The organism is Vibrio sp. N418 (genome assembly GCF_000222565.1).
Lineage (GTDB): Bacteria > Pseudomonadota > Gammaproteobacteria > Enterobacterales > Vibrionaceae > Vibrio > Vibrio scophthalmi.
On record NZ_AFWD01000006.1, the window covers coordinates 40,977 to 63,575 of the forward strand.

At 46.5% G+C, this 22,599-nt stretch carries 21 protein-coding genes; all 21 read right to left on the bottom strand.

Annotated features, from left to right (window positions below; translation table 11 throughout):
• Window positions 1-3 precede the first annotated feature (3 nt).
• The gene (gene fliM, locus RH86_RS01325) at window positions 4-1,050 is read right to left on the bottom strand and encodes a flagellar motor switch protein FliM (RefSeq protein ID WP_009384505.1); all 1,047 of its coding nucleotides are present in this window, start codon (window positions 1,048-1,050) and stop codon (window positions 4-6) included.
• 8 nt (window positions 1,051-1,058) lie between these two features.
• Entirely contained in the window at window positions 1,059-1,556 is a 498-nt protein-coding gene (gene fliL, locus RH86_RS01330) for a flagellar basal body-associated protein FliL (RefSeq protein ID WP_009384506.1), read from the bottom strand.
• A gap of 49 nt (window positions 1,557-1,605) precedes the next feature.
• Entirely contained in the window at window positions 1,606-3,354 is a 1,749-nt protein-coding gene (locus RH86_RS01335; protein WP_009384507.1) for a flagellar hook-length control protein FliK, read from the bottom strand.
• Window positions 3,355-3,582: 228 nt separating this feature from the next.
• Window positions 3,583-4,020 (bottom strand): flagellar export protein FliJ, encoded by a 438-nt coding sequence (fliJ, locus tag RH86_RS01340; RefSeq protein ID WP_005598377.1) that lies wholly within the window; start codon window positions 4,018-4,020, stop codon window positions 3,583-3,585.
• Between the two features lie 3 nt (window positions 4,021-4,023).
• Window positions 4,024-5,346, bottom strand: coding sequence for a flagellar protein export ATPase FliI (gene fliI / locus RH86_RS01345; RefSeq protein ID WP_005598379.1), 1,323 nt, complete (start codon window positions 5,344-5,346; stop codon window positions 4,024-4,026).
• Window positions 5,346-6,146 (bottom strand): flagellar assembly protein FliH, encoded by an 801-nt coding sequence (gene fliH / locus RH86_RS01350; protein ID WP_005598380.1) that lies wholly within the window; start codon window positions 6,144-6,146, stop codon window positions 5,346-5,348. The genes fliI and fliH overlap by 1 nt, the downstream gene beginning before the upstream one ends.
• A gap of 26 nt (window positions 6,147-6,172) precedes the next feature.
• Window positions 6,173-7,228, bottom strand: a complete 1,056-nt coding sequence (gene fliG / locus RH86_RS01355) for a flagellar motor switch protein FliG (RefSeq protein ID WP_009384508.1) — start codon at window positions 7,226-7,228, stop codon at window positions 6,173-6,175.
• The gene (fliF, locus tag RH86_RS01360) at window positions 7,221-8,906 is read right to left on the bottom strand and encodes a flagellar basal-body MS-ring/collar protein FliF (RefSeq protein WP_276561064.1); all 1,686 of its coding nucleotides are present in this window, start codon (window positions 8,904-8,906) and stop codon (window positions 7,221-7,223) included. Before fliF ends, fliG begins: the two co-directional genes overlap by 8 nt.
• A 74-nt stretch (window positions 8,907-8,980) precedes the next feature.
• Window positions 8,981-9,292, bottom strand: a complete 312-nt coding sequence (gene fliE, locus RH86_RS01365) for a flagellar hook-basal body complex protein FliE (protein ID WP_005598385.1) — start codon at window positions 9,290-9,292, stop codon at window positions 8,981-8,983.
• A 98-nt stretch (window positions 9,293-9,390) separates the two neighbouring features.
• On the bottom strand, window positions 9,391-10,797 hold the full coding sequence (locus RH86_RS01370) for a sigma-54-dependent transcriptional regulator (RefSeq protein ID WP_009384510.1): 1,407 nt from the start codon (window positions 10,795-10,797) through the stop codon (window positions 9,391-9,393).
• Between the two features lies 1 nt (window position 10,798).
• Window positions 10,799-11,833 (bottom strand): sensor histidine kinase, encoded by a 1,035-nt coding sequence (locus RH86_RS01375; RefSeq protein ID WP_005598389.1) that lies wholly within the window; start codon window positions 11,831-11,833, stop codon window positions 10,799-10,801.
• 130 nt (window positions 11,834-11,963) lie between these two features.
• Window positions 11,964-13,430 (bottom strand): sigma-54 dependent transcriptional regulator, encoded by a 1,467-nt coding sequence (locus RH86_RS01380; protein WP_005598391.1) that lies wholly within the window; start codon window positions 13,428-13,430, stop codon window positions 11,964-11,966.
• Between the two features lie 252 nt (window positions 13,431-13,682).
• Complete coding sequence (gene fliS / locus RH86_RS01385; RefSeq protein ID WP_005598393.1) at window positions 13,683-14,093, bottom strand: flagellar export chaperone FliS; 411 nt, start codon at window positions 14,091-14,093, stop codon at window positions 13,683-13,685.
• Between the two features lie 12 nt (window positions 14,094-14,105).
• Window positions 14,106-14,429, bottom strand: a complete 324-nt coding sequence (locus RH86_RS01390) for a flagellar protein FliT (protein WP_009384511.1) — start codon at window positions 14,427-14,429, stop codon at window positions 14,106-14,108.
• Entirely contained in the window at window positions 14,413-16,452 is a 2,040-nt protein-coding gene (gene fliD / locus RH86_RS01395; RefSeq protein ID WP_009384512.1) for a flagellar filament capping protein FliD, read from the bottom strand. The genes RH86_RS01390 and fliD overlap by 17 nt, the downstream gene beginning before the upstream one ends.
• Before the next feature lie 20 nt (window positions 16,453-16,472).
• Window positions 16,473-16,901: a flagellar protein FlaG gene (gene flaG, locus RH86_RS01400; RefSeq protein ID WP_005598399.1), complete on the bottom strand. Its 429-nt coding sequence runs from the start codon at window positions 16,899-16,901 to the stop codon at window positions 16,473-16,475.
• A 74-nt stretch (window positions 16,902-16,975) separates the two neighbouring features.
• Entirely contained in the window at window positions 16,976-18,109 is a 1,134-nt protein-coding gene (locus RH86_RS01405) for a flagellin (protein WP_009384513.1), read from the bottom strand.
• 239 nt (window positions 18,110-18,348) lie between these two features.
• Window positions 18,349-19,491 (bottom strand): flagellin, encoded by a 1,143-nt coding sequence (locus RH86_RS01410; RefSeq protein WP_006710514.1) that lies wholly within the window; start codon window positions 19,489-19,491, stop codon window positions 18,349-18,351.
• 303 nt (window positions 19,492-19,794) lie between these two features.
• A complete protein-coding gene (locus RH86_RS01415) occupies window positions 19,795-20,928 on the bottom strand; it encodes a flagellin (RefSeq protein WP_009384514.1) in 1,134 nt (377 codons plus the stop codon).
• Window positions 20,929-21,072: 144 nt separating this feature from the next.
• Window positions 21,073-21,975, bottom strand: a complete 903-nt coding sequence (locus tag RH86_RS01420; RefSeq protein WP_009384515.1) for a Dyp-type peroxidase — start codon at window positions 21,973-21,975, stop codon at window positions 21,073-21,075.
• Window positions 21,976-22,043: 68 nt separating this feature from the next.
• Complete coding sequence (locus RH86_RS01425) at window positions 22,044-22,508, bottom strand: DUF2919 domain-containing protein (protein ID WP_009384516.1); 465 nt, start codon at window positions 22,506-22,508, stop codon at window positions 22,044-22,046.
• Between the last annotated feature and the right edge of the window lie 91 nt (window positions 22,509-22,599).

Below are 22,599 nucleotides of genomic sequence, written 5' to 3' on the forward strand. Positions count from 1 at the left end.
GTCTTAATCTTCAATCTCGCCATCATCACGTTCCAAGTCGGAAATAACGTCTTTTCCAAGGAACGCGATATCAGTTTTCACCACATCAGGGCGTCGGATTTTTTCTGAAATTTGAATCGCCATTTTCTCACCGGAGCGGCCCATCTTAACTCGATAGGTTGGCAATTCTTCTACAAACATCACCGCGTTTTCAGGCATATCAACGGGGATAATGTCACCCGGTTGTAGCTCCATCAAATCACGCAATGAAATATCTTTTTCAAGTAAGTCGACACGGAAATTCACCGGAACATCCATGATCTCTTCACGCAGAGCACTACTCCAACGGACGTCGGTCTCCATTTTATCCGACTGAACACCGGCATCGAGCAATTCACGAATCGGCTCAACCATGGAATATGGCATCACCATATGGAAGTCACCGCCGCCGCCATCCACTTCAATATGGAATGAACTCACCACAATCACTTCTGTCGGGCTCACGATGTTTGCCATGCTCGGGTTCACTTCTGAATCGAGGTATTCAAACTCAACCCCCATGACTGGCGACCAAGCTTCTTTATAATCTTCGAATACAATTTTTAGCAGGAGCTGGATAATACGACGCTCGGTAGGAGTAAATTCACGCCCTTCGATACGCGCATGGAAACGACCATCGCCACCAAAAAAGTTTTCAACCAAAATAAACACCAAACGCGCTTCCATAGTGATGAGCGAGGTGCCTTTTAAAGGTCTAAAACGCACCATGTTCAAACTGGTTGGTACGTATAAGGTGTTTTGGTATTCGCCAAACTTCATCATCTGGACACCGTTGATCGAAACCTCAGCGGTTTTTCGCAACATATTGAACAGACTGATACGCATATGACGAGCAAAACGCTCGTTGATCAATTCAAGCGTCGGCATTCGACCGCGGACAATGCGGTCTTGGGAAGAGAAATCGAAGTCTACCGCATCACTGTCAGCGACGACATCATCTTCGACGTCATCGACATCATCGACGCCATGCAATAGCGCATCAATTTCGTCTTGGCTTAATAGATCGGTCACACTAATTCCTACTGAATAACAAAGTCAGTGAACAACACGCGTTCAATCACGGGTTGGCCTACTGCGCGAGTCAAACTCGCTTTAATATCATCGGTTGCTTTTTGGCGCAACTCGACGCGCCCATTGGCGTTACGTAGCTGCTCTACCGTTGCTGATGCAAACGTGCCAAGCAGCGAACTTTCAATCAACGGCGAATGGTAACGTGCCAAATTTTCATTCTCAAAACCACGCACCATTAACTGAACGTTAATTTGTACCAGACGATCTTTTTTATCGCCGGTCACATTGAATAGAAATGGCTGAGCAATATTAACATAGGAAACTGGCGCTTCCGCAGCGGCCGCGGTCTGTTGCGCTGCTTGCTGTGATGAAGCGGCATCGTCTGAGCCCATCAAGAAAAATGCGGCACCGCCACCACCAAGTAATAGCACCACCACTGCGACAATGATGATAATGAGTTTGCTTTTACTCTTAGGAGCGCCGTTTTCAACTTCTTCTGCTGCCATAGTTTAACTTTCTCTAACTATTCAATTCGTTAATACTCTAACGCCTAGTCTAAGCGTAATAACTGATTCCATCACGCTTTGTCGCCACATTCAAATCAAGTTTGACGTCTGGTTCAAGGTTTTCTTCACTTGTTGCATGCTGATCGCTGCTACCTTGACCAAATCCACCTTCATTTGCTGCTGCATAGCCATTTTGCTGCTGCCCTGAAGCTTGCTGTTGCACGGAGGTATCGCCCAATTGCAAGCCCTGCTGAGCCAACATTTCACGTAGACGCGGCATCGCTTGTTCAACAATGTCACGGGCTTGCGAGTTCGCCACCGTAAAATGCACATTGGTTCCATCACCATTCATATTCATGCGGATTTGCATTCGGCCCAACTCTGGCGGGTCGAGGCGAATATCAATGTTTTTCAAATTCTTCGATAGCATCATTTGCACCCGCTCTGCCACTTGCTCACTCGCCATCTCGCGATTAAGTGGCATTGGCGGTTGTTGAGCAACTTGCTCTGGGCGAATTTGATTGTTTAACCCCTGAGCGCCAGCCGTTTGCCCCAACTGCTGTGCAAGTGCTGTTTCAATGCCTGCGGGGGCTTGACCATCGGCTGACGACGCGAGTTTACCCGCCACTGCGGTACCTTTTAAGCCCATCGCCGCTTGCATGATTTGTTCAGCCTGCGCAGCGCTATTAACCGGTGCAGTTACAGTTTGCAACTGTTGCGCAGCAGAAGCATCTATCGGCGCTGTCGGGGTTAATACCGCCGCATTGATAGCACCATTGCTCGCAGCTGCCGCATTACTTGCTTGAGCCGCTGATGTCTGTGCTGGTGTCTGAGCTGAATGTTGCGACTGGTTCTGCGCTTGCTGCAAAATTGCCGCAGACTGCGCATTACCTTTTAGAACAACCTCTTCTTTGCCTAATTTTGCCGTATCGCCGCTACTAGTTTGGCTGCTCACTTGACTATTCCAGGCAATTGCAGCGCCTTCAATTTTTTCTTTTCCTTCGCTGTCTTGAGCGATCACCGAGTTACCCACCGAGTCTACTGTCGCTGGGTCTTGAATTTCAGCTTGCGCTTGAGAAGCGGTTTGGCCTACTAACGCAGCGAGCTCTGCTTGTTGTTGTTCACTCAAATTTTGTGAATCAATCTTGGTGAGATCATCCTCAGTGACATTGGCAGATTGACCCGCTATCGGAGCTTGAGCTTCTGTCATCAAGGTTGCTTGCCCGTCAATGAGCTCAACGTCAGCTTCTAGCGCTGTCGCTTCTTGTGGTGGCAAAGGCTTGCCGTCTTTTGCTTGTAGCGATTTTACTGATTGGTCTAATCGGCCTAAAAACTGTTGGTTTTCCGCCAAAGCCTGTTCAACCTGCGCTAAATCAGAGCTTGGTTTTTCGATGAACTTTTCCAATTGTGGTGGAATTGAGGTCGCGTTGTGCTCGCCATCATCCGTCGCGCTTTTTTGTGCCTTTTGTTGTTCGCCAGTACCGAGAGCGTCACCATCGAGTAGCGCTTGCTCTGAGCTGGCATCATCCAGCATCATGACTTCGTCGCCTTGCTCTGTGGTCACAGACGCCGCTTCAACCTCAGCATCCGCTGCGACTTCAGCATTCACTTTTGCCTCGGCCTCACCTTTGGCTACATCTGCTTTAGTTGTATCCGCTTTAGATTCACCCTTAATAAATGCCGTCAACTTAGCAAAAAAACCTTCGTCTTCACTGGATTCCGTCGTTGTGGCTTGGCCATCGACAACGCCTTTAGTGGCTTTGGTGACTTCAGTTGATGGGGATAAATTCACATTCATTATTCGCAGACTCACTCTCGGCTAACGCGCACGCATATAACAATCACTAATGACTGCCATGACTTGCCAAGCACAAACGCTGACAAGCATAGATAGTCACTTAATGGCCGGTAATAGCCATCAATATAATTGTGATTAAACAAGCAAGATACGCGCCAACTACTGAGCTAACTGAGTAGTGAACGAGTATGTTTGACGGGAGCTCTCTATAGAAATGGCATCGTCGATTTAGAGCGTACGGCGAGAGTATTGCAGGGTCGAAAACTCATCCATTTGCTTTTGCTCACGGATGTTTTCTAGCCGCTGCTTCTCTTTCTGCTTTTTCTCAATCATCCATTCATAAGAACGACGTTGTTTACGACACTCTAACCAATGCGCTTCGCAGTTATCGACTTGATCTTTGAAATGAGATTCAGCCTGTTTCTGCTTTGACAAGGTATTGTCGAGCGTGGTTAAAAAGCGGTTCAAGTGAGTATATTGGCTGGCGGTTAAGCCTTGTTTACCACGATCAATCAACTGCTGGCAGTAATCGAGACGATACTTTTCGATTTGTTCGAGCTGTTGATAATAACCATGTAGTTCACTGCGTGCTTGGTTCAGCGCTAACACCGCTTGGTTTTCGCGTTCTTTGACTTGCTCAACCAGAAACTCGAGTGCGTTATCCATCTATTACTCTCCTTTTAATAAGCGGCCAAGCATGTTGACGCACATATCGTAAGGGACACTCTCTTTCATGCTTTGCTGCAAGAAGGCATCTAGTTTTGGTTTTAAGGTAAAGGCCGCGTCGATCGCTTGGTCGGTCCCTGGCTTATAAGCACCAATAGAAACCAAATCTTGGTTCTTACGGCAAATCGATAATACCTGACGCACCGCTTTTGACATCAGCACATGCTCATCAGTGGTAATTTGCGGCATAACCCGACTGACGGATTTCTCAACATCAATCGCTGGGTAGTGGCCCGCATCCGCCATTTCACGTGATAACACTACGTGACCATCCAAGATAGCGCGGGATGCATCGGCAATGGGATCTTGTAGGTCATCACCTTCGGTTAAGACGGTAAAAAAGGCGGTAATAGAACCTTGCTCTGGACTGCCGTTGCCGGCACGTTCCACCAAAGCAGGTAGCTTAGCAAACACCGATGGTGGATAACCTTTGGTCGCCGGAGGTTCGCCAACCGACAAGGCAATTTCACGCTGAGCTTGAGCAAAACGCGTTAGAGAGTCCATTAACAATAATACATCTAAGCCTTGGTCGCGGAAGTACTCGGCAATGGTGAGGGCGGTTTGACACCCTTTAAGACGCATCAGTGGTGATGAGTCAGCGGGCGCGGCGACAACGACGGAACGTTGCCTGCCGTCGACACCTAAAATCTCTTCGATAAATTCTTTTACTTCACGGCCACGTTCACCAATCAAACCCACCACGACCACTTGTGCTGTCGTGCCGCGAGTCATCATGCCTAGCGTCACTGATTTACCTACACCCGAACCGGCAAATAGGCCTATACGTTGCCCTTTACCGACCGTCAATAAACCGTTGATCGCTTTTAAGCCTACATCGAGAGGTTCGGTAATCGGTTTGCGTGATAGCGGGTTGATGGGCTCTGCATTAAATGAAGCGCGTTTATCGGTATAAATAGGGCCAAGACCATCAAGTGGGTTACCGACACCGTCAATCACCCGGCCAAGCAATTCCATTCCAACCGGAAGCCCGGTTTCGCTGGTCAAGGGCGTCACTTTCGCCCCCGGCATGACGCCTGTAATTTGCTCACTTGGCATCAAAAAGAGGTTTTCACCGGAAAAGCCCACCACCTCAGCTTCCATTTCGCCGTGCATGGTTTCCACTTTACACAAACTGCCAATTGGCGCTCGGCAGCCCGTGGCTTCCAATGTCAAACCCACTACGCGCACGAGCTTTCCTGACGCAACAGGGCGACAGGTCAACCCTTTGGTTTTGTATTGTGAGAGTCGATCAGCCAGCTGCAGCACTATTCGCCGCCTTGATGGCGATTAGAGCCACAAAAGCTTTGTAACACGCTACGAATTCGCTCTTCCATACGATAATTGACGCTAGAATCGCCCGCTTCAATCTGCACATCGCCACGATTCAAAGCCGGTTCAGCCAATAACGTCCAATTTCTGAATTCAAGGCTTTCTTCACCATAAGAAGAACGAATGATTTCCACATCATCAGGATGCAGTTTTAATGTAATGGCATGGCCAGAGACAGGCAGCGCTTCAACCGATTGCTTGATGGTATCAAGAACCACTTGTGGGTTAGTTTGCACTTCAACATGCACCACTTCTTTCACCAAAGTCAGCACCATATCAACCAGTTGTTTCTCAACTTGAGCGTTCATTAACTCGAGTGGCTGAGCAAATTGGTTGGCAAGATTCACGAACGTTTGAACTTGCTGTTGAATAAATTCTTGACCTGCCGCGACACCTTCGATTTTACCCGACTCAAGACCTTCTTGATGACCTTCTTCCAGCCCTTGCTCTTTGCCTTTATCGTAACCTTGTTTAAAGCCCGCTTCTTGGCCTTGATGTAACCCTTCCTGATACGCCTGTTGCTTAATCAGTTCGATCTCTTCATCGGTCAATTCAGCAGGAACATCAACTTCAGGCTCACTAAAGCTTGGCATCCAACCCGGATCGTAATTCATCGCGGTTTCGCGTGCTTGCGAGCGATTTTCAGAGGTGTAGTCAGGCAAACCCCATTTCTGCGGTTTCTCTACTTGTTGATCGTCATCGAGGCGTAAAAAGCCACGTTTTCTCTCACCAGACATGTTCGTTTACCTGTAACAGCAAATAATTAGAGGAATTCGTCCGCGCCGCCAGACAGCATAAGCTCACCGGCATCAGCCATACGACGAGCAATCGCCAGCACTTCTTTCTGTGCGGATTCAACGTCAGAGACTTTAATCGGAGGCATCGCTTCGAGATCATCACGCATCATCTCAGCGGCACGCTTAGACATGTTCTTGAAGATCTTATCACGTAGACCATCATCGGCACCTTTAAGCGCTCTTTGCAGAACATCTTGCGGTACGTCACGCAGCAATTTCTGAATACCTTGATCGTCGACTTCGATAAGGTTTTCGAACACAAACATCAAATCTTGGATTTGCGTTGCCATATCTTCGTCTTGGTCGCGGATTTGCTCCATCAAGACGCCTTCGACGTTGTTGTCCATGTAGTTCATGATCTCTGCCGCCGCCTTCAGGCCGCCAATCTTGGCTGCTTGAGCGCCCGCTTGACCAGCAAACTGTTTCTCCATGATTTCGTTCAATTCCGCTAGTGCCGATGGTTGAACTTCTTCAAGGTTAGCAATACGCATCATCAAGTCTAAACGGTCACGTTCTGCAAACTGCGACAAGATTTCCGCAGACTGATCGGGATCGAGGTACGATAAGACAATGGTTTGAATCTGCGGGTGCTCATTGATAATGATGCTCGCCACTTGACGTGGATCCATCCATTTCAATGAATCGAGGCCTTTAGAACCGGTGCCCAACAAAATTTGGTCAACAAGGTTATTGGCTTTATCTTGACCCAATGCCGCAATCAAGGTGTTGCGCATAAAGTCTTCGCTGCCCATACCAATGTTGGTGTACTTCTGGATATCTTCCAAGAACGCACGGTGCACCGCACCAACTTTATCTTGGCTCAGATCCGCCGCACGCGCCATCGCACTACCCACGCGTTGCACTTGCTTCGGTTCAAGGTGACGAATAATGCCTGCGGCATCTTCTTCATTTAGGCTGAGCAATAAAATTGCTGCTCGCTCTTCACCAGGAATGGTTGAGATGTCGATAGTGTTTTCAGCAATATCCCCACCTTGGTCCTGCGGTACGATTTCGTTAGCCATCTTTCATCCAGTTCTTCACTACTTGCGCAGCCAACTCTGGTTCGTTTGCGACCAGAGCTCGCACCGCTTTCAATACGTCTTCATCTTTGTGCAAGTTCGGCAAATCAATGCTAGAGCCAAACTCAAACAATTCTCCACCATCTAGATCACCACCAATTAGGCTGGTTTCACCGTCAATACCGATTGGCATGCCATCCGGTCCGTACAGTTGATCATCTTCTTCAGCAGCAGGGTTAAGCAATTTCTTCATTGCCGGACGAACCAGCACTAAGACAACAATCACCACCACCAGCGCGCTGGCAAACCAACGAACCCAATCGTTAAAGTTTGGATGTTCCCAAATTGGCGCATCAACAATGCTTTCCATTTCAGGCTCAGCAAATTGCATGCTCAAAACATTAAGTAAGTCGCCACGATTTTGGCTAAAGCCAACCGCACCAATCAAAACTTGGCGAATCGAGTTAAGCTCAGACTCTGACAATGGTTGATAAGTGGTGGTGCCTGTTTCTGGATTCACTATCGGGCGATTTTTGATCGCTACCGCCACCGTTTGTCTATTCACAACTCCAGTTTGACGACGCTCGTGACTGATCGTGGTATCCAATTCAAAGTTACGTGTCGCTTCTTTGTGTACTGAGCCTTGGCCTAACACACTGCCATCTTTCATCTGCGCCACATCTTGTGGAATAGAGGCATCAGCAGGCGGTTGGTTGCTCAATGCACCAGGAACACCAGCAACCATGCTGCCGTTGTTGTAATCTTCCAGAGTATATTCGCTGCGGGTCGACGGCGTATTAGGATCAAAGCTCTTACGGGTTTGTTCAACTGCGCTAAAATCGAGTTCGATATCCACCTGCGCGGTATAGTTGCCAAAACCTAAAATAGGGATCAAGACTGAATCGATTTTTTCTCGCAGTGCCGATTCTTGTTTACGCTCAAGTTCGTGCTCTTTACGGCGAGCCATTGAGGCTTCATCTTGTGAGCCTGAACTTAGCAGGCGACCATGTTGATCGGTAACCGTAATGCGATTGGGTTTCATGCCAGGAACAGCACTGGATACCATATCAACGATCGAGTCGACTTCTTCTTGTTTGAGGTTATTGCCAGATTTGAGATTCAAGAACACCGAGGCCGAGGCTTCTTGATTATGACGTACAAAGACACTCTGCTTTGGCAACGCCAACAACACGCGCGCTTTACGCACTTGCTTCATCTCTTCAATCGCTTTTGACAATTGGCGCTCACGACTGAGCTTTAAGCGTTCCAACTCCAAACGTTGTGATACACCAAAACCCATATCTTGTAGCAAGATGTCATCACCCTCATCAGTTGCTTGGTTTAAACCAGCACGTGCGAGGTTAAGTTTAAGGCCGCTGTATTCACTGACAGGCACCATAACGGTGTTACCTTCCAGCGTATAATCTTGTTTTTGCGAATCGAGATAATCAAGAACAGGGATCAGTTCTTCAGTTTCATAGGCGCCAAGTGGACGTAGTTCCGGCTCTTTCACCCAGAAAAACAGCATCACAATTAAGGCAACACAGATAGAAATAGACAGCACGAGTACGACTTGACGCATAAGGTCAAGATCGCCGACGGCTAAATCAAATTTAGAACTGCTTTTTTCATCAAGATCCGGGTTTTGGCTTGAGCCATCTACGCCACCATGCGCAATCATCGCATTGTCAGACGCTGACTCAGACAAAGCCAAATCTGTTGATTGGTTTCGATCAGACACGGGTGCTACCTAAATTACACTGGCATGTTCATTAATTCTTTATACGCTTCAACCAGTTTATTGCGTACTTGGATAGTGGCTTCAAAGGCAACGCTCGATTTATTTCGAGCGATCATCACATCAGATAACGAGACATTTTCATCACCGCGATCAAAGCGAGTTTGCAGATCGCCGGATGTTTTAGAAAGACTATTGACGTTATTGATGGCATTCGTCAGCAGATCTTTAAAATCTGCTCCAACGGCCTGACCAGTCATTGCCGGTTTGGCGTTTGCCGCATCCAACATCATGGCCTGCATTTCGCTGTTAAATCCATCAATTCTCATCATTACCTCTAATGTCAATTCTTTGACAAGCAACTTCGTTGTATTACTGACGCTGCAAAGAGTATGCCACGCACTATTAAGCCTACGAAAATAGCACGTTAGTTTGGAATATCAATCCCTGCATCACGCATTTTTGCGAGCTTGTAGCGCAAAGTGCGGGGGCTGATGCCTAACTTGTCGGCCATTTCTTTGCGGCGTCCAGCGCACTCAACCAAAGTTTCAAGAATAATGGTGTATTCCTGGTCTCTTAGTTCATTACCCAACCCCGTTGGCGTCGATAAACCTTTGAAAGCGTCCACTTCTGCAACCGGTTTGATGGTTGGCATCGCCACTGAGCCATTTTCCACCACTTGCTGCAAACTGGTAGCATCTTGCCAATCCAATCCTTCCAGCAAAATATGTTCACCACCAATGTGGTTATTTTCACTCAGGATCAAGGCGCGTTGCACCACGTTATCCAATTCACGCACATTACCCGGCCAAGGGTATGAGAGCAGTTTAGTCAATGCCTGCTCGCTCAAACTTGGAACTGGCATACCCAACTTCTGGCAGTGACGTTCCACAAGATGGCGCGCTAGGGGCTCAATATCACCTTTTCGTTCACACAAGGCAGGCCACGCAATTGGGAAAACGTTAAGACGGTAATACAAGTCTTCACGGAAGTTCCCTTCTTGAACGTACTGTTTAAGATCTCGGTTACTGGTTGCCAAAACACGCACATCCAGTTTAATGCTCTTACGGCCACCTAAGCGTTCCACTTCGCGTTCTTGCAATACGCGCAATAACTTGGCTTGTAGGCTAAGATCCATTTCGCTGATTTCATCCAGCAAAATCGTACCGCCTTGCGCTTGTTCAAATTTACCTGGACACGCCTGCACAGCACCAGTAAAGGCACCTTTCTCGTAACCAAACAGCGTCGCTTCGAGCATATTGTCTGGGATCGCGGCGCAGTTGATCGCCACAAATGGGCCATTTTTGCGTAATGAAGCATTGTGGATGTAGCGCGACATCACTTCTTTACCTGAACCACTCGGGCCAAGCACCATGACGTTGGCATCAGTACGAGCGACTTTGTCAGCCAATGCCAGTAGCTTCAAACTTTTCTCATCAGCGACGACTGCATCACCGTTATCATCTGATTTGACGGGGGCATAACGACTGACCATATTCAACAGAACTTCTGGTGCAAAAGGCTTTGCCATGTAATCGATAGCGCCATCTTTCATCGCTGAAACGGCATCTTCAATATTGGCGTATGCCGTCATCAGCAATACCGGTAAATTAGGCCAGTGTTGCTTGATGTTGCGTAGCAGCGCAAGACCGCCCATGCCTGCCATTTGAACATCAGACACAACAATGTCCACGGCATTCGATTTAAGCTTCACTAATGCGTCTTCCGCACTGTCCGCTTCAAGCCATTCGTAGCCAGCAAGCGCTAAGGTGTCAACGAGTGCTTCGCGTAAACCTTCGTCATCTTCTACGATAAGTACCTTGCTTTGAGCCATGTTATTCTCCAGTCGTGACTGATTGGTCGAGTTGGGGAGCACTTTCCAGTGGTATGCACATGGTAAAACATGCTCCATCCCCTTCCTCAGAAATGAGTTCCAATTTTCCGTCGTGCGCGCGACAAACCATCTGTACTACCGCTAAACCAAGGCCAGTACCTTGTGAGCGAGTGGTAAAGAAAGGTTCCATAATTTTTTGCTGCAATTCTTTCGCTACACCCGGCCCACTGTCTTGCACCGAGATCTTTAATTCGTTATTTACCGGACGGAAAAAGACATCAATTTGTGACTCTTTGCCCGCAATTTGAATCGCATTCATCACCAAGTTACTCAGCGCCGACGCTATTGCATTAGCATTACCCAACAGCCGAGTCTCTTCGCCTTCTACTTCTAGGCAATAGTCGATGAGGTTATTCTTCAACGCCGTTTCGACCATAGGTGAGAATTCCGCCACCAATTCGGCAACGGTAAATGCTTTCACAACCTTGTTGTCGCCACCTTTGGCAAACAACAGCATATCATTAACTTGTTTTTCAAGGTCTTGCAGTCGATCAACTAACTTGCTTTGAAAGCGATCTTTTGTCGCTGGCGGTAAATTTGGCGCCGCAAGATTTGAGGCATAAAGCATCGCGCTCGAGAGTGGTGTTCTCACTTGATGTGCCAAGGATGCCACCATTCTTCCTAACGAAGATAAGCGCTGTAGATCGCTAATGCGTGACTGCAATAAACGGGTCTCGGTCAGATCCGTAATCAGAATGAGCTGTCCCGTCGCTGAAGCAGAGATGGCTAAACGCACTTTACGTCCATTACGTAACGAAATCTCATGGCCATCGTCTTCACGTGGGGCAAAAGCCCACTGAATGACTTCAAACCATTTATATCCCACCAATGGTACTTCCAATAGACGTTCCGCTTCTGGGTTTACTTCACGCACCACACCTTGAGTGTCGAGCAGAATAACTCCCGCAGGCATCACATCTAAAACCTGTTTATAGCGTTCTACTTGTTCTTCTAATGAGCCTAAATGGTTGTCCATGGGTTATGCGCCTACGCCGTTTTTTTGCCTTGAATACTACAATGGCCTGACATGCAAAATACACGCCAAGCCATTTATTTTTAATTTTCAACAACTTAATGCAGCGCCATTATTTTGACACTACAAAAAACTAACGTTGAAGATTGTACTTTCGCATCTTCTCTACCAAGGTAGTACGACGCATACCCAGCATATCAGCAGCACGTGCCACCACACCCGCTTGTGCATCAAGCGCTTGGTTGATCATATTAACCTCAAGCTCTGCCAGCATCTCTTTAAGATTCAATCCTTCTGGTGGTAGAGCTTGTGGTGCGTGTTCATTATCAGCAAATACATCGAGCTCATCCAAACTAAAATCGTCAGAGAAGATGTTGTGTAGTACGTCACGCTCTTGCTCTTCAACCGAAACCAATGGGTTCGATTCTGGCTGAAATTCAGGAATATCACTATAACGATACTTAGTTGGCAAGTGATTGACGTCGACCAAACTGTTGGGATAAAGGATGATCATTCGTTCGACTAAATTGGCTAACTCACGCACGTTGCCTGGCCAATCATGTTCCATTAAGGAGTTGATTGCCCGTGGCGTAAAGCAGATTGGTTGTGCCCCTTCTGCTTGCATACGCGTCATCAGTTCTTGCAACAACAAAGGAATGTCTTCCTTACGATCACGCAAAGCTGGCATTTCAATCGGGAAAACATTAATTCGGTAGTAAAGATCTTCTCGGAAAGATTCGTCGCTGATCATGATGTCTAAATTGCGATGCGTTGCGGCAATCACGCGAACATCAGCACGAATAGTGTTGTTGCCACCCACTCGCTCAAAACAACGCTCTTGCAACACACGCAGTAGTTTCACTTGCATTGGCATTGGCATGTCGCCAATTTCATCAAGGAATAGCGTGCCGCCTTCTGCTAACTCAAAACGGCCTTTACGCGCGGTGATCGCACCAGTAAATGCGCCTTTTTCGTGGCCAAATAACTCACTTTCCAACAAATCAGGTGGAATCGCACCACAGTTGATTGGCACAAAAGGCCCACCGCGGCGAGAAGAATGATAATGAATATTGCGCGCCACCACTTCTTTACCCGTTCCCGACTCACCAAGAATCAAGACATTGGCTTCCGTCGACGAGACTTGCTCAATCAGGTGGCGGACATCTTTAATGCCACGGCTCTGACCAACTAGGCTACGAAAGAGCGTATTTTTACGAGCAGAAGAAACAACGTTAACACCTTTGCGACCAAGAAAATCCTTACAATGGCGTAAAGCTTCACTCAATTGCGGGTAATTCAGCGGATAAGCGAGGTCACCAACATAGTTAGTCAACTCCTCGGCAAACGTAAACTGCTTGTTGGCGATCAGAAGTGGGATATGACTGGCGCGAGACAGTTTTTCGTTAAGCTTGGTTGCGTGTGCTGGTTGAAGAATAGAACCAATGATGCAACCAGACCAAACGCCTGAAAAGTCTAACGTATCAATTTGTGCTGCATTGACAACTTCGCATGGCTCGCCAACAAAATCTAAAATAGAAGCTAGATTCGTTTGCGCCTGAGCGTCGTCTTCAATAACAAGTAGTTTTGCTAAGCCTTGCATAGATGAGAATGATTGCCTTCATTAAATACTTGAATCGGCCAAACTGATGAAAATCGCGTCTCTTAGTTCGAGTAATTATTAACGACAATCAATTTACAAAATTCGGCAATAAAATAAGCCACTAGGCTAGTTAGTGGCTTCTATTTTATTTGATAAAAAAAATAAGGCAACCAAGCAATTAGGAGGTGTGATATTAAGCCAAGGCTATTTCTTTTAAATATCTAAATAATTTAACCTTTTTTAATGATTTTATTACATCCCTACATCTTGCGCAGTTAGGTTATGAAACTCTGTTGGTATCTGATCCCACGCCGATTTGATCTCACGAATAATGTCAATCACATCATCCAAAGGTTGAGGGTCATTCTTATGATTTGCGGCAGTGATCTGCGTAATCATAAATTCGTAGAGTTGATCCAAGTTTTGCGCAATATCTCCACCATCATCCATCGATAAACAACTGCGTAAACTAATGATGATGTCGAGCGCTTTACCTAAACGTTCACCTTTTACAGGAATATTTCCTTGCTGCATTGCAGCCTTGCCTTGAATCAAGCGCTCAATTGCGCCCGCCATCAGCATCTGAACGATTTTATGCGGGGAGGCCGCGGTGAGCTGGCTATCTACCGATACCTTCTTATAAGCCTGTAATGAACCGCGCATAGCATTCCTCTTCTACAAAAACTTTTTATATTGCTGCACGGACTTATTGCCGTGCCGATACTTATATAATGTTTGACCGATCAATGTGGTTTTGCTTTGCATCAGCAGCACCACATTTTGAGTCTCTTTGATTGCTTGTTGCCACTGCTCAGTTTGAGATAATTGTGGCAACTCGTCTATCGTGCAGAGCAGTCTCTGCAACAATTGTTCTCTTTTATCGACCAACTCAGTGATTTCTTCAGTGTTAATGTCACTGGCTGAAAGCTCACTCTTTATTACGTGATCTAGATCACTTAACTGCTTAAGTTGTTCGGTGAAATTATCGGTTGAGTGCACTCATCATCCCCGCTAACTGCGCTTGCATATTGCTGGTTGAATCTTGCATCGCACTAAATTTGGCGTGAGTGCGGTCTTGTAAACCTTCCATACGACGATCGAGTTTCACTTGATCATCTTGCAAACGGTAGTTTCGTTCAACAAGACTCTGCTCACGAGTTCGCAGCGAACCCTGTACGCCAGTTAAGCCATGGATCGCATCTTCCACTTTTTTAGCGAATCCCTGATTGCCGCCGAAAAAATCTTCCAATTTATTGAAATTGTTGTTCAGTTGGCGATCAAGCATTTCATAGTTTATTTCCAATGAGCCCTGACGAGTCGTGGTGATGCCAAATTCCGTCAGTGACTTTAGATCTTGTGGTGCAGGCTCGACCGATTGGGAGAAAACCGCCTTTAAACGTGAATCTGCGCTGCGGATAATGCTGTCACCCGCTAATGGGCCTGCTTGGCCTGTCATTGGATCAAACGTGGCGAGATCTTTCGACAATTGGTAGAACTGGTTATACGCCGAAACGAACTGTTCAATATCTTCACGCACACCTTGACGATCATACTCAATGTCGATTTCAGAGGCTTGTTTACCCGGTTGAGTGCGGCCTTTAAGAGTCAAGTCGACCCCATCAATCGCATTTTCAATGATGTTATTGTTACTCGATAGCTGAGCAACACCATCAAGCATGACTTTAGAATCTTGCGCGGCTTGCACCTGACTCATACCGCTGTAGGTATCAAATGAGCCTTGTGCCGCTTTTAACGCCTGTTGAGCTTGCTCGATACGCTGTAAATAATCGCGCTGTTCGGGCGGTAACATCTCCATTTTTGCCTGCTTGGCTTGCACATCATCCATATTACCCGCCGCCAATGCCGCATCAATTTGATCGATTTCATCTTGATGCGCAGCCTTAATGACCGCTTGTTCGGCAGCCAGTTTCTTATCCAGTGCGGCTTGCGCTTCTTTAGGCGTGACATAAGAATCGGTCAGTGTCCCAGAAGCGGTATTGCTCCATCCCGGAATATCGCCCGCTTTTTCACGCGCTTTGTCATCTAGCTGTGGCTCTGGCTCCCAATAAGAATCGAGTAACGTGCCCGATGCAGTTGGTGTCCACCCTGGGATGCGATCTTCTGGTTTGATGTATTTGTTGGCCGCTTGCCCTGCGCCCGCAGCAGCCGCAATGGCTTTTTCGGAAATTTGGTTAACCGGTGTGATGTCTTTTGCCGCATTAGGGTCGACAACCGTTGCCGCCTGTCGGCTTGCATCGGCAATCTCACTATCGACAACCTTTGCCGCATCGATATTGCGTTGGGCGATACGATCGGCGACCAATTGCTCTTGAGGCGTTAAAGGATTCAGCAGTTCTTGAGCCGTGGCACGTGCTTTTTCTAAATCAGAGACACGCTGCTCTAGAGTTTTGTACTCTAACTGCTTAAGAAGGTTATTCGGTTGGTTGGTCTCCACTTTCATGCTGACCGCATGGTCTTGACCAGATAAATCAGAGGCAACAATCAAACGAGGACCGTTGGTATCATTGATCACTGACGCACGCACTCCAGGGTTGCTTTTGCTGCCGTTAATTCCACGGACAACATCGCTTAGCTTAGAGTGCTGTTTTACGTCTACATCGAATGACTTGTTACCAAGCGAAATACGCAACTTGCCCTCACCAAATTTTGCATCGTCTGGAAAAACATCCGAGGCAATCTTATGGCTTTGAGCAAGTTGCAACACATCGACAGCATAACGGCCTGCGATCGCTTCAGTAGTGGCGGTTGCTGACACGACGGCATCATCAGTAGTATCAACCTTTCTTGCCGCAAACGCCTTTTCTTGGCGAAAACTCGCCATCAAGTTTTTCATCGTATCCAGCGACTCTCTGAGTCGGCCGTAGGCACTAACACTGGATTCAATTTTGGTCTGCTCATTGTTAATACGTTGCTGCTTAGGTGCACGCTCCGCCTCAACAATTTTGCCGACCATGGCATTGATATCCATGCCAGAATTCATCCCTACGGGGCCAAAACTCATCTAATCACCTCAAAAATACATTACACCTTATCGATCAACAGCCCTGACGAATAACGCGCTGTTTGTTCTCTAAGACGCCGCAAAACTTCTAACATCTCCTCATCAGGTATCTGGCGAATAATTTCACCAGTACTCTCTTCATAGATGGTCACCACATCTCGTCCGGACGCTTCATCTACCCGAAACGATAAGCCAGTTTGAATGGTCGAGATGAACTCATTCATCTGTTCCACTACTTTCTCACGTTCTTGCTCTGAAAACTTCAGTTGAGACTGAGTCGCTTCCATTGCTTGTTCAATTCCGCGTGAGGTTAACTGGCTTATTTCTGATGCCACAACTGCCTTCGAAGCCGAGGAAGTGCCTTGCGAATTATCATATCCTGAAGCAATTTTAGTGCCACTTTGTGAGCCATGGGACTGGATGTTCGATGCGTAGGACGGTATCTCCATAACAATCTCCCTTCCACCTCATAAGCCAATCCACCTTCAGGAGCTTGGCTTAGTCAGCTCGGTATTGCTTGACCTTAACCCAAGAGACTTAATGCTGCAGTTGGGCTCTGCTTCGCTTGTGCCAAAACCGAAGTACTGGCTTGCTGCAAAATCTGCGACTTGGTCATTTGGGTTGTTTCTTTTGCATAGTCAGTATCACGAATACGTCCACGCGATGCGTTTACGTTTTCATTGATGTTATCCAAATTGCTGATCGCATGATCAAAACGGTTTTGGAAAGCACCTAACGATGCTCGTTGGCTATCAACGGATTTAAGCGCGCTATCAATCACAGAAACCGCTAATTGCGATCCTGCCACTGTGCTCACATCCACGTCAGCGACTGTCACGTCTTTTGCGGCTGCAAAACCGAGATCACTGCCCAGTGCACCACCCACGGTGACTTCGCCTTTCACTTGGTTTGTTGCTGCAAATAACTGCATTTTACCATCTTCGCCCACAGAGGCTTTAACATCGTCGCTTTGACCATTAATATAAGTGGCCAATTGCTCAATATCATCACCTGCTTTCGCGTTGATCGTCAATGACTTCGCTTCACCGTTCGCATCTGAATAATCAAATGTGATGTCAGTGGTGTCCGCTTGTACTCGCCAATCAGGCGTTTTACCGGCTGTCACTTGGTACGTTTTACCACCCATGTTGGCCGTATCTGAACGCATGTCACCCATGGTCAGTTTTACCGCCTCACCCGAGCTTGAACCAATCTGAAAAGATTGGCTACCGTACTGTCCATTCAATAGCTTATTACCACCAAAGGAAGTTGTTTCCGCAATACGATTGAGTTCATCGTTTAATGCTGTCACTTCTTCTTGGATCGCAACACGCTCAGAACTTGAATTCGAACCGTTTGATGATTGCAATGATAGATCGCGCATACGTTGCAGAATATTGGTGGTTTCATTCATCGCACCTTCTGCGGTTTGCGCAATCGAAATACCATCATTGGCATTTTTTACTGCCATATCCAAACCACGGCTTTGAGATGTTAAGCGGTTTGAAATTTGCAGACCAGCAGCATCATCTTTCGCGCTGTTGATTTTGTAACCTGACGACAAGCGTTCCATAGACTTCTGCATCCCGTCGGTTGCATTGTTTACGTACCGCTGTGCTGTCATTGCAGACACATTCGTGTTTACGTTGATCGCCATAATTGATCTCCTTTGGCATCGGGGCATGCGCCGCAGTGTCTCTCACCTCACTTTGACGCATATCATTTCTCTCAGTCCTTTAACGGCGAGGAAAATGTAACCTTTAGAGAAAAATTCGCTTTTTTTATCATTCAGCTAAATTGATAACAAAAGCGTGAAATTCATCGAAATCTTTTGTTGAGTGGTAATAGTCAGATACAAAAAAACCCAGCCGAGGCTGGGTTTTTTTATTCTGACGATTAGCCTAGTAGGCTTAGTGCAGAGTTTGGCGCTTGTTTCGCTTGAGCAAGAACTGAGCTTGATGCTTGAGAAAGAATTTGCGACTTAGTAAGCGCTGTTGTTTCTTTCGCGAAGTCAGTGTCTTTGATGCGGCTCTTAGATGCGTTCACGTTTTCGTTGATGTTATCTAAGTTGCTGATTGCATGGTCGAAACGGTTTTGGAATGCACCTAGTTCTGCACGGTGGCTATCTACGTAGTTTAGTGCTGCGTCGATTACCGCTACAGATTGCTGTGCGCCACCAACAGAAGTTACGTCGATAGTATCAACCGTTTCCGCTTTACCTGCGCTCATACCTAGTTCACCCGCTAGTGAACCACCGAAAGACACTGCACCGTCAACTTTGTTGCTACCAGCGAACACTTGTAGACGACCATCTTCGTCAACAGATGCTTTAACTTTATCTGTTTGACCGTTGATGTAAGTTGCTAGTTCTTCGATATCGTCACCTTCTTTCGCGTTGATAGCGATAGTTTCAGGTGCTGCACCATCTTTAGCAGTTAGAGTGATTTCTAGCGTGTTTTTACCCGCTTCTACACCCCAATCTTTATCTTTAGCGTTTTCAGCCGCTGCTTTGTACGCTGTACCACCCATGCCCGCGTTATCGCTGCGCATGTCGTTTAGCGTTAGCATTACTGCTTCACCGTTGTCCGCACCAATTTGCATTGATTTAGTGCTGAACGTACCGTTTAGAAGCTTGTTACCACCGAAAGAGGTAGTTTCAGCAATACGGTTAAGCTCATCGTTTAGAGATGTTACTTCTTCCTGGATTGCTACACGCTCTGAATCAGAGTTAGAACCGTTTGAAGATTGTAGCGATAGGTCACGCATACGTTGCAGGATGTTCGTTGTTTCGTTCATCGCGCCTTCAGCAGTCTGAGCGATAGAGATACCATCGTTCGCGTTACGTACTGCAACATCTAGACCGCGGCTTTGTACATTCAAGCGGTTTGAAATTTGTAGACCAGCAGCGTCATCTTTTGCGCTGTTGATTTTAGAACCAGACGATAGACGCTCCATTGAAGTTTGTTGTGCGCTAGTTGCTTGGTTAAGGTAACGCTGAGCTGTCATTGCTGAAACGTTAGTATTTACATTCACTGCCATGGTGTTATCTCCAATTGATTTTCCGATGTTTCCGGTTTCCGACGTCTCGGAAAACCAAGTAGTTCTCTCAAAGTTACTTTTATTAACGGCGCGGTTTTGAAAACCTTTAGAATTTTTTTAAGTTTTTTTTGAAAAAAGACGCTTTAGCCAGAAGAGTGTGATGAGCGGGATAAAAACAATAAAAAGTCGATTTATTTACTAAAGGTTTATTATCACTGGTCGATAGCGTTCTCTTTTTTAAGACAAGCGCACAAGCCACGCCTTATGCTATCCGCATTCACGCGCCCTATTGGCTATACAAGATTAATTTAAAAGGGTTAAAGCGAGGTTAGGTTGTTGTTTCGCTTGCGCCAAAATAGAGGTACTCACTTGCTGCAAGATTTGCTGCTTAACCATTTGCGTGGTTTCTTTGGCGTAGTCGGTATCTTTAATCCGACTGTTCGAGGCAGCAAGATTCTCGTTAATATTACTGAGATTATTAATCGAGTGACCAAAACGATTTTGCATTGCCCCCAACTCAGCTCGATGGCTATCAACAAACTGCAAAGCAGTATCAATCACCGAGACCGCGCGCTGTGCTCCACCGGCTTGAGTGATATCGAGACTATCAACCGACTCATATCCAGTCAGGTTCATCTGCAGTTGGTTGGCTAAGCTACCGGAAAAACTGATCGTACCGGAAGTTTCCTTGCCAGCCATATAGAGCTGCAGTTGTCCCTCTTCATTCACAGAAGCCGATACTCTATCGGTTTGACCGTTAATATAGGTAGCCAACTCTTCGATATCATCACCTACTTTGGCTTGGATATTAATTTGCTCTTGCACGCCTTTCGCGTTAGTAAAAGAGAGATTTAATTGGCGATTATCCGCGCCGACCTGCCACTCTTCATTCGCCTTAGCTCCCGCGACATAGCTAAAACCACCCATAGCCAACGTATCGGTACGCATATTATTCAATGATACCTGCACCGCTTCACCAGAACTGGCACCAATCTGAAAAGCAGCCTCTTTAAACGATCCGTTGAGCAATTTTCGACCACCAAAAGAGGTGGTTTCAGCAATTCGGTTCAATTCATCATTCAAAGCCGTCATTTCTTCTTGAAGGGCTTGCCGCTCCGAACCACTATTCGAGCCATTAGAAGATTGTAAAGAGAGATCACGCATGCGTTGCAGGATATTGGTCGACTCTGTCATCGCCCCTTCCGCAGTCTGCATGATGGAAATACCATCATTGGCATTACGCATCGCCACATCAAGTCCACTCATTTGGCTTTCAAGACGATTGGATATCTGCAATCCCGCCGCATCATCCTTAGCGCTATTAATACGACTCCCTGAAGAGAGTCTCTCCAAGGATTGATTCAGCAATTGCGTTGCGTTGCCAAGATGGCGTTGCGCGGTCATTGCCGAGACATTGGTATTAACAGTGATCGTCATAAGATAAATAGCCTTTTACCGGTATTGTCTTTTTATCGGCAAATCTCAGAGATCTTTAGCTTTTTTGCGCATGAGAGGAACAAGTATAAAAAAACCGAGCTCGCAGGCTCGGTTTTTCAATCTATCATGCTAAGTAATGAACGATTACTTAACGCGAAGACTCTGCAGCATTTCTTGGCTTGGTGCAAAGAAGTACGCACCGGTTACCGCGTGCGTAAAACGCAACATCTGGTCGGTTTTACCGTCGGTTACGCCATACATGCTTTCTAGCATGGTTTTAAAATTATGTAGTGTATTGCAGTAAGCGATAAACAGCAGTCCATGCTCGCCACTTGCACTACCATATGGCAAGCTATGACGAACAATCTTCAATCCCTTGCCATCTTCTTTGATGTCAACACGACCCACGTGCGAAGCGGCAGGCACATCGTCTAACTCGATCGAATCAGGTTTAGTACGGCCGATCACTTTCTCTTGTGCTTGTACACTAAGACGATTCCATGCCGGTAAGTTATGGATAAAACGTTGAACCATCACGTAGCTACCGCCAACAAACTCCCCTTGAGGAACGATGGCGACTTCTTCACGCATGCCTTCTTTCGGGTTTTCAGTACCATCGATAAACATCGTCATGTCACGCGCATCAAGGTAGCGGAAACCGGCGGTTTCATCGACAACCACAACATCATCTGCAATTTCGGCAAGCAGTTTGCGTACCACATAAAAGTGTAAATCAGGACGGGTTGAATGCAGATGAATCAAAACATCAACATCGCTGCTTGGAGCAACAATGTCACCTTCACCTAGTTGAGGAAATTCAATCAACTCAGCTGGCATGGCTTGATTCAATTGCGCCCAAAAATGATGAGTGAATGCGATAGAAAGACTTAACTTCGCATTGGATTGCTGTTGATTAAGTTCGTCCACCAAGCTTGGTAAAGCTTGTAGTTGAGTAAGAACTTGCGCGGCATTTTGACGTACTTTTAGCTGAATGTACTGTGCAAATGGCTCCGCTTCTGGAAGGATGGCCGTTTGAGGCTGTGACATTTAAGAGCTCCTCGTTATTTTATTTTTGCTCAGTGTAATGATTATTGAAATCGGTGTTTTGATTGGGATCAGTTGTTATCTGTTGCTGGGATCAGAAAACAATCTCGTACCGTTTTGCTTTTGTAAACATAAATGCAAAACCATAAAAGTAGTAACATTATTAAGCCATTAGCCCAGCTAAATGCGCCAGCCTGCAGATAAACATGGTAAACACTTTGGATCAATTGGCTAACCGCAGTTGCGAGCGTAATCGGCTTGCCCCAAGAAACAAATAAACTTGCCCAGCGGCGTTCTGGTGTACGTAAACTGACTAACCACATTAACGCGATACTCGGAATTCCCATCATCAAACCGAGATACAGCATGTCATGATCTGGGTAGACGTAACTTAATATCGTACTACCACTATCACGGCTCGCGCCTGCAACCACAAAAACCACCCATGCTTTTGCCAGTAACATCCAGCCGAGCCAAAGCCATTTCGGTGCGTTAAGAAAGCCATTTTTATCGTATTGTTCAATTGTGTACTGCACGGGGAAAGACTTTTCTGAATTGAATTTACCGTCACTCTACCCCATCTTTGGCGACGAACTAAAGACAATTTTTCCAGCCATTTTAGAAAAG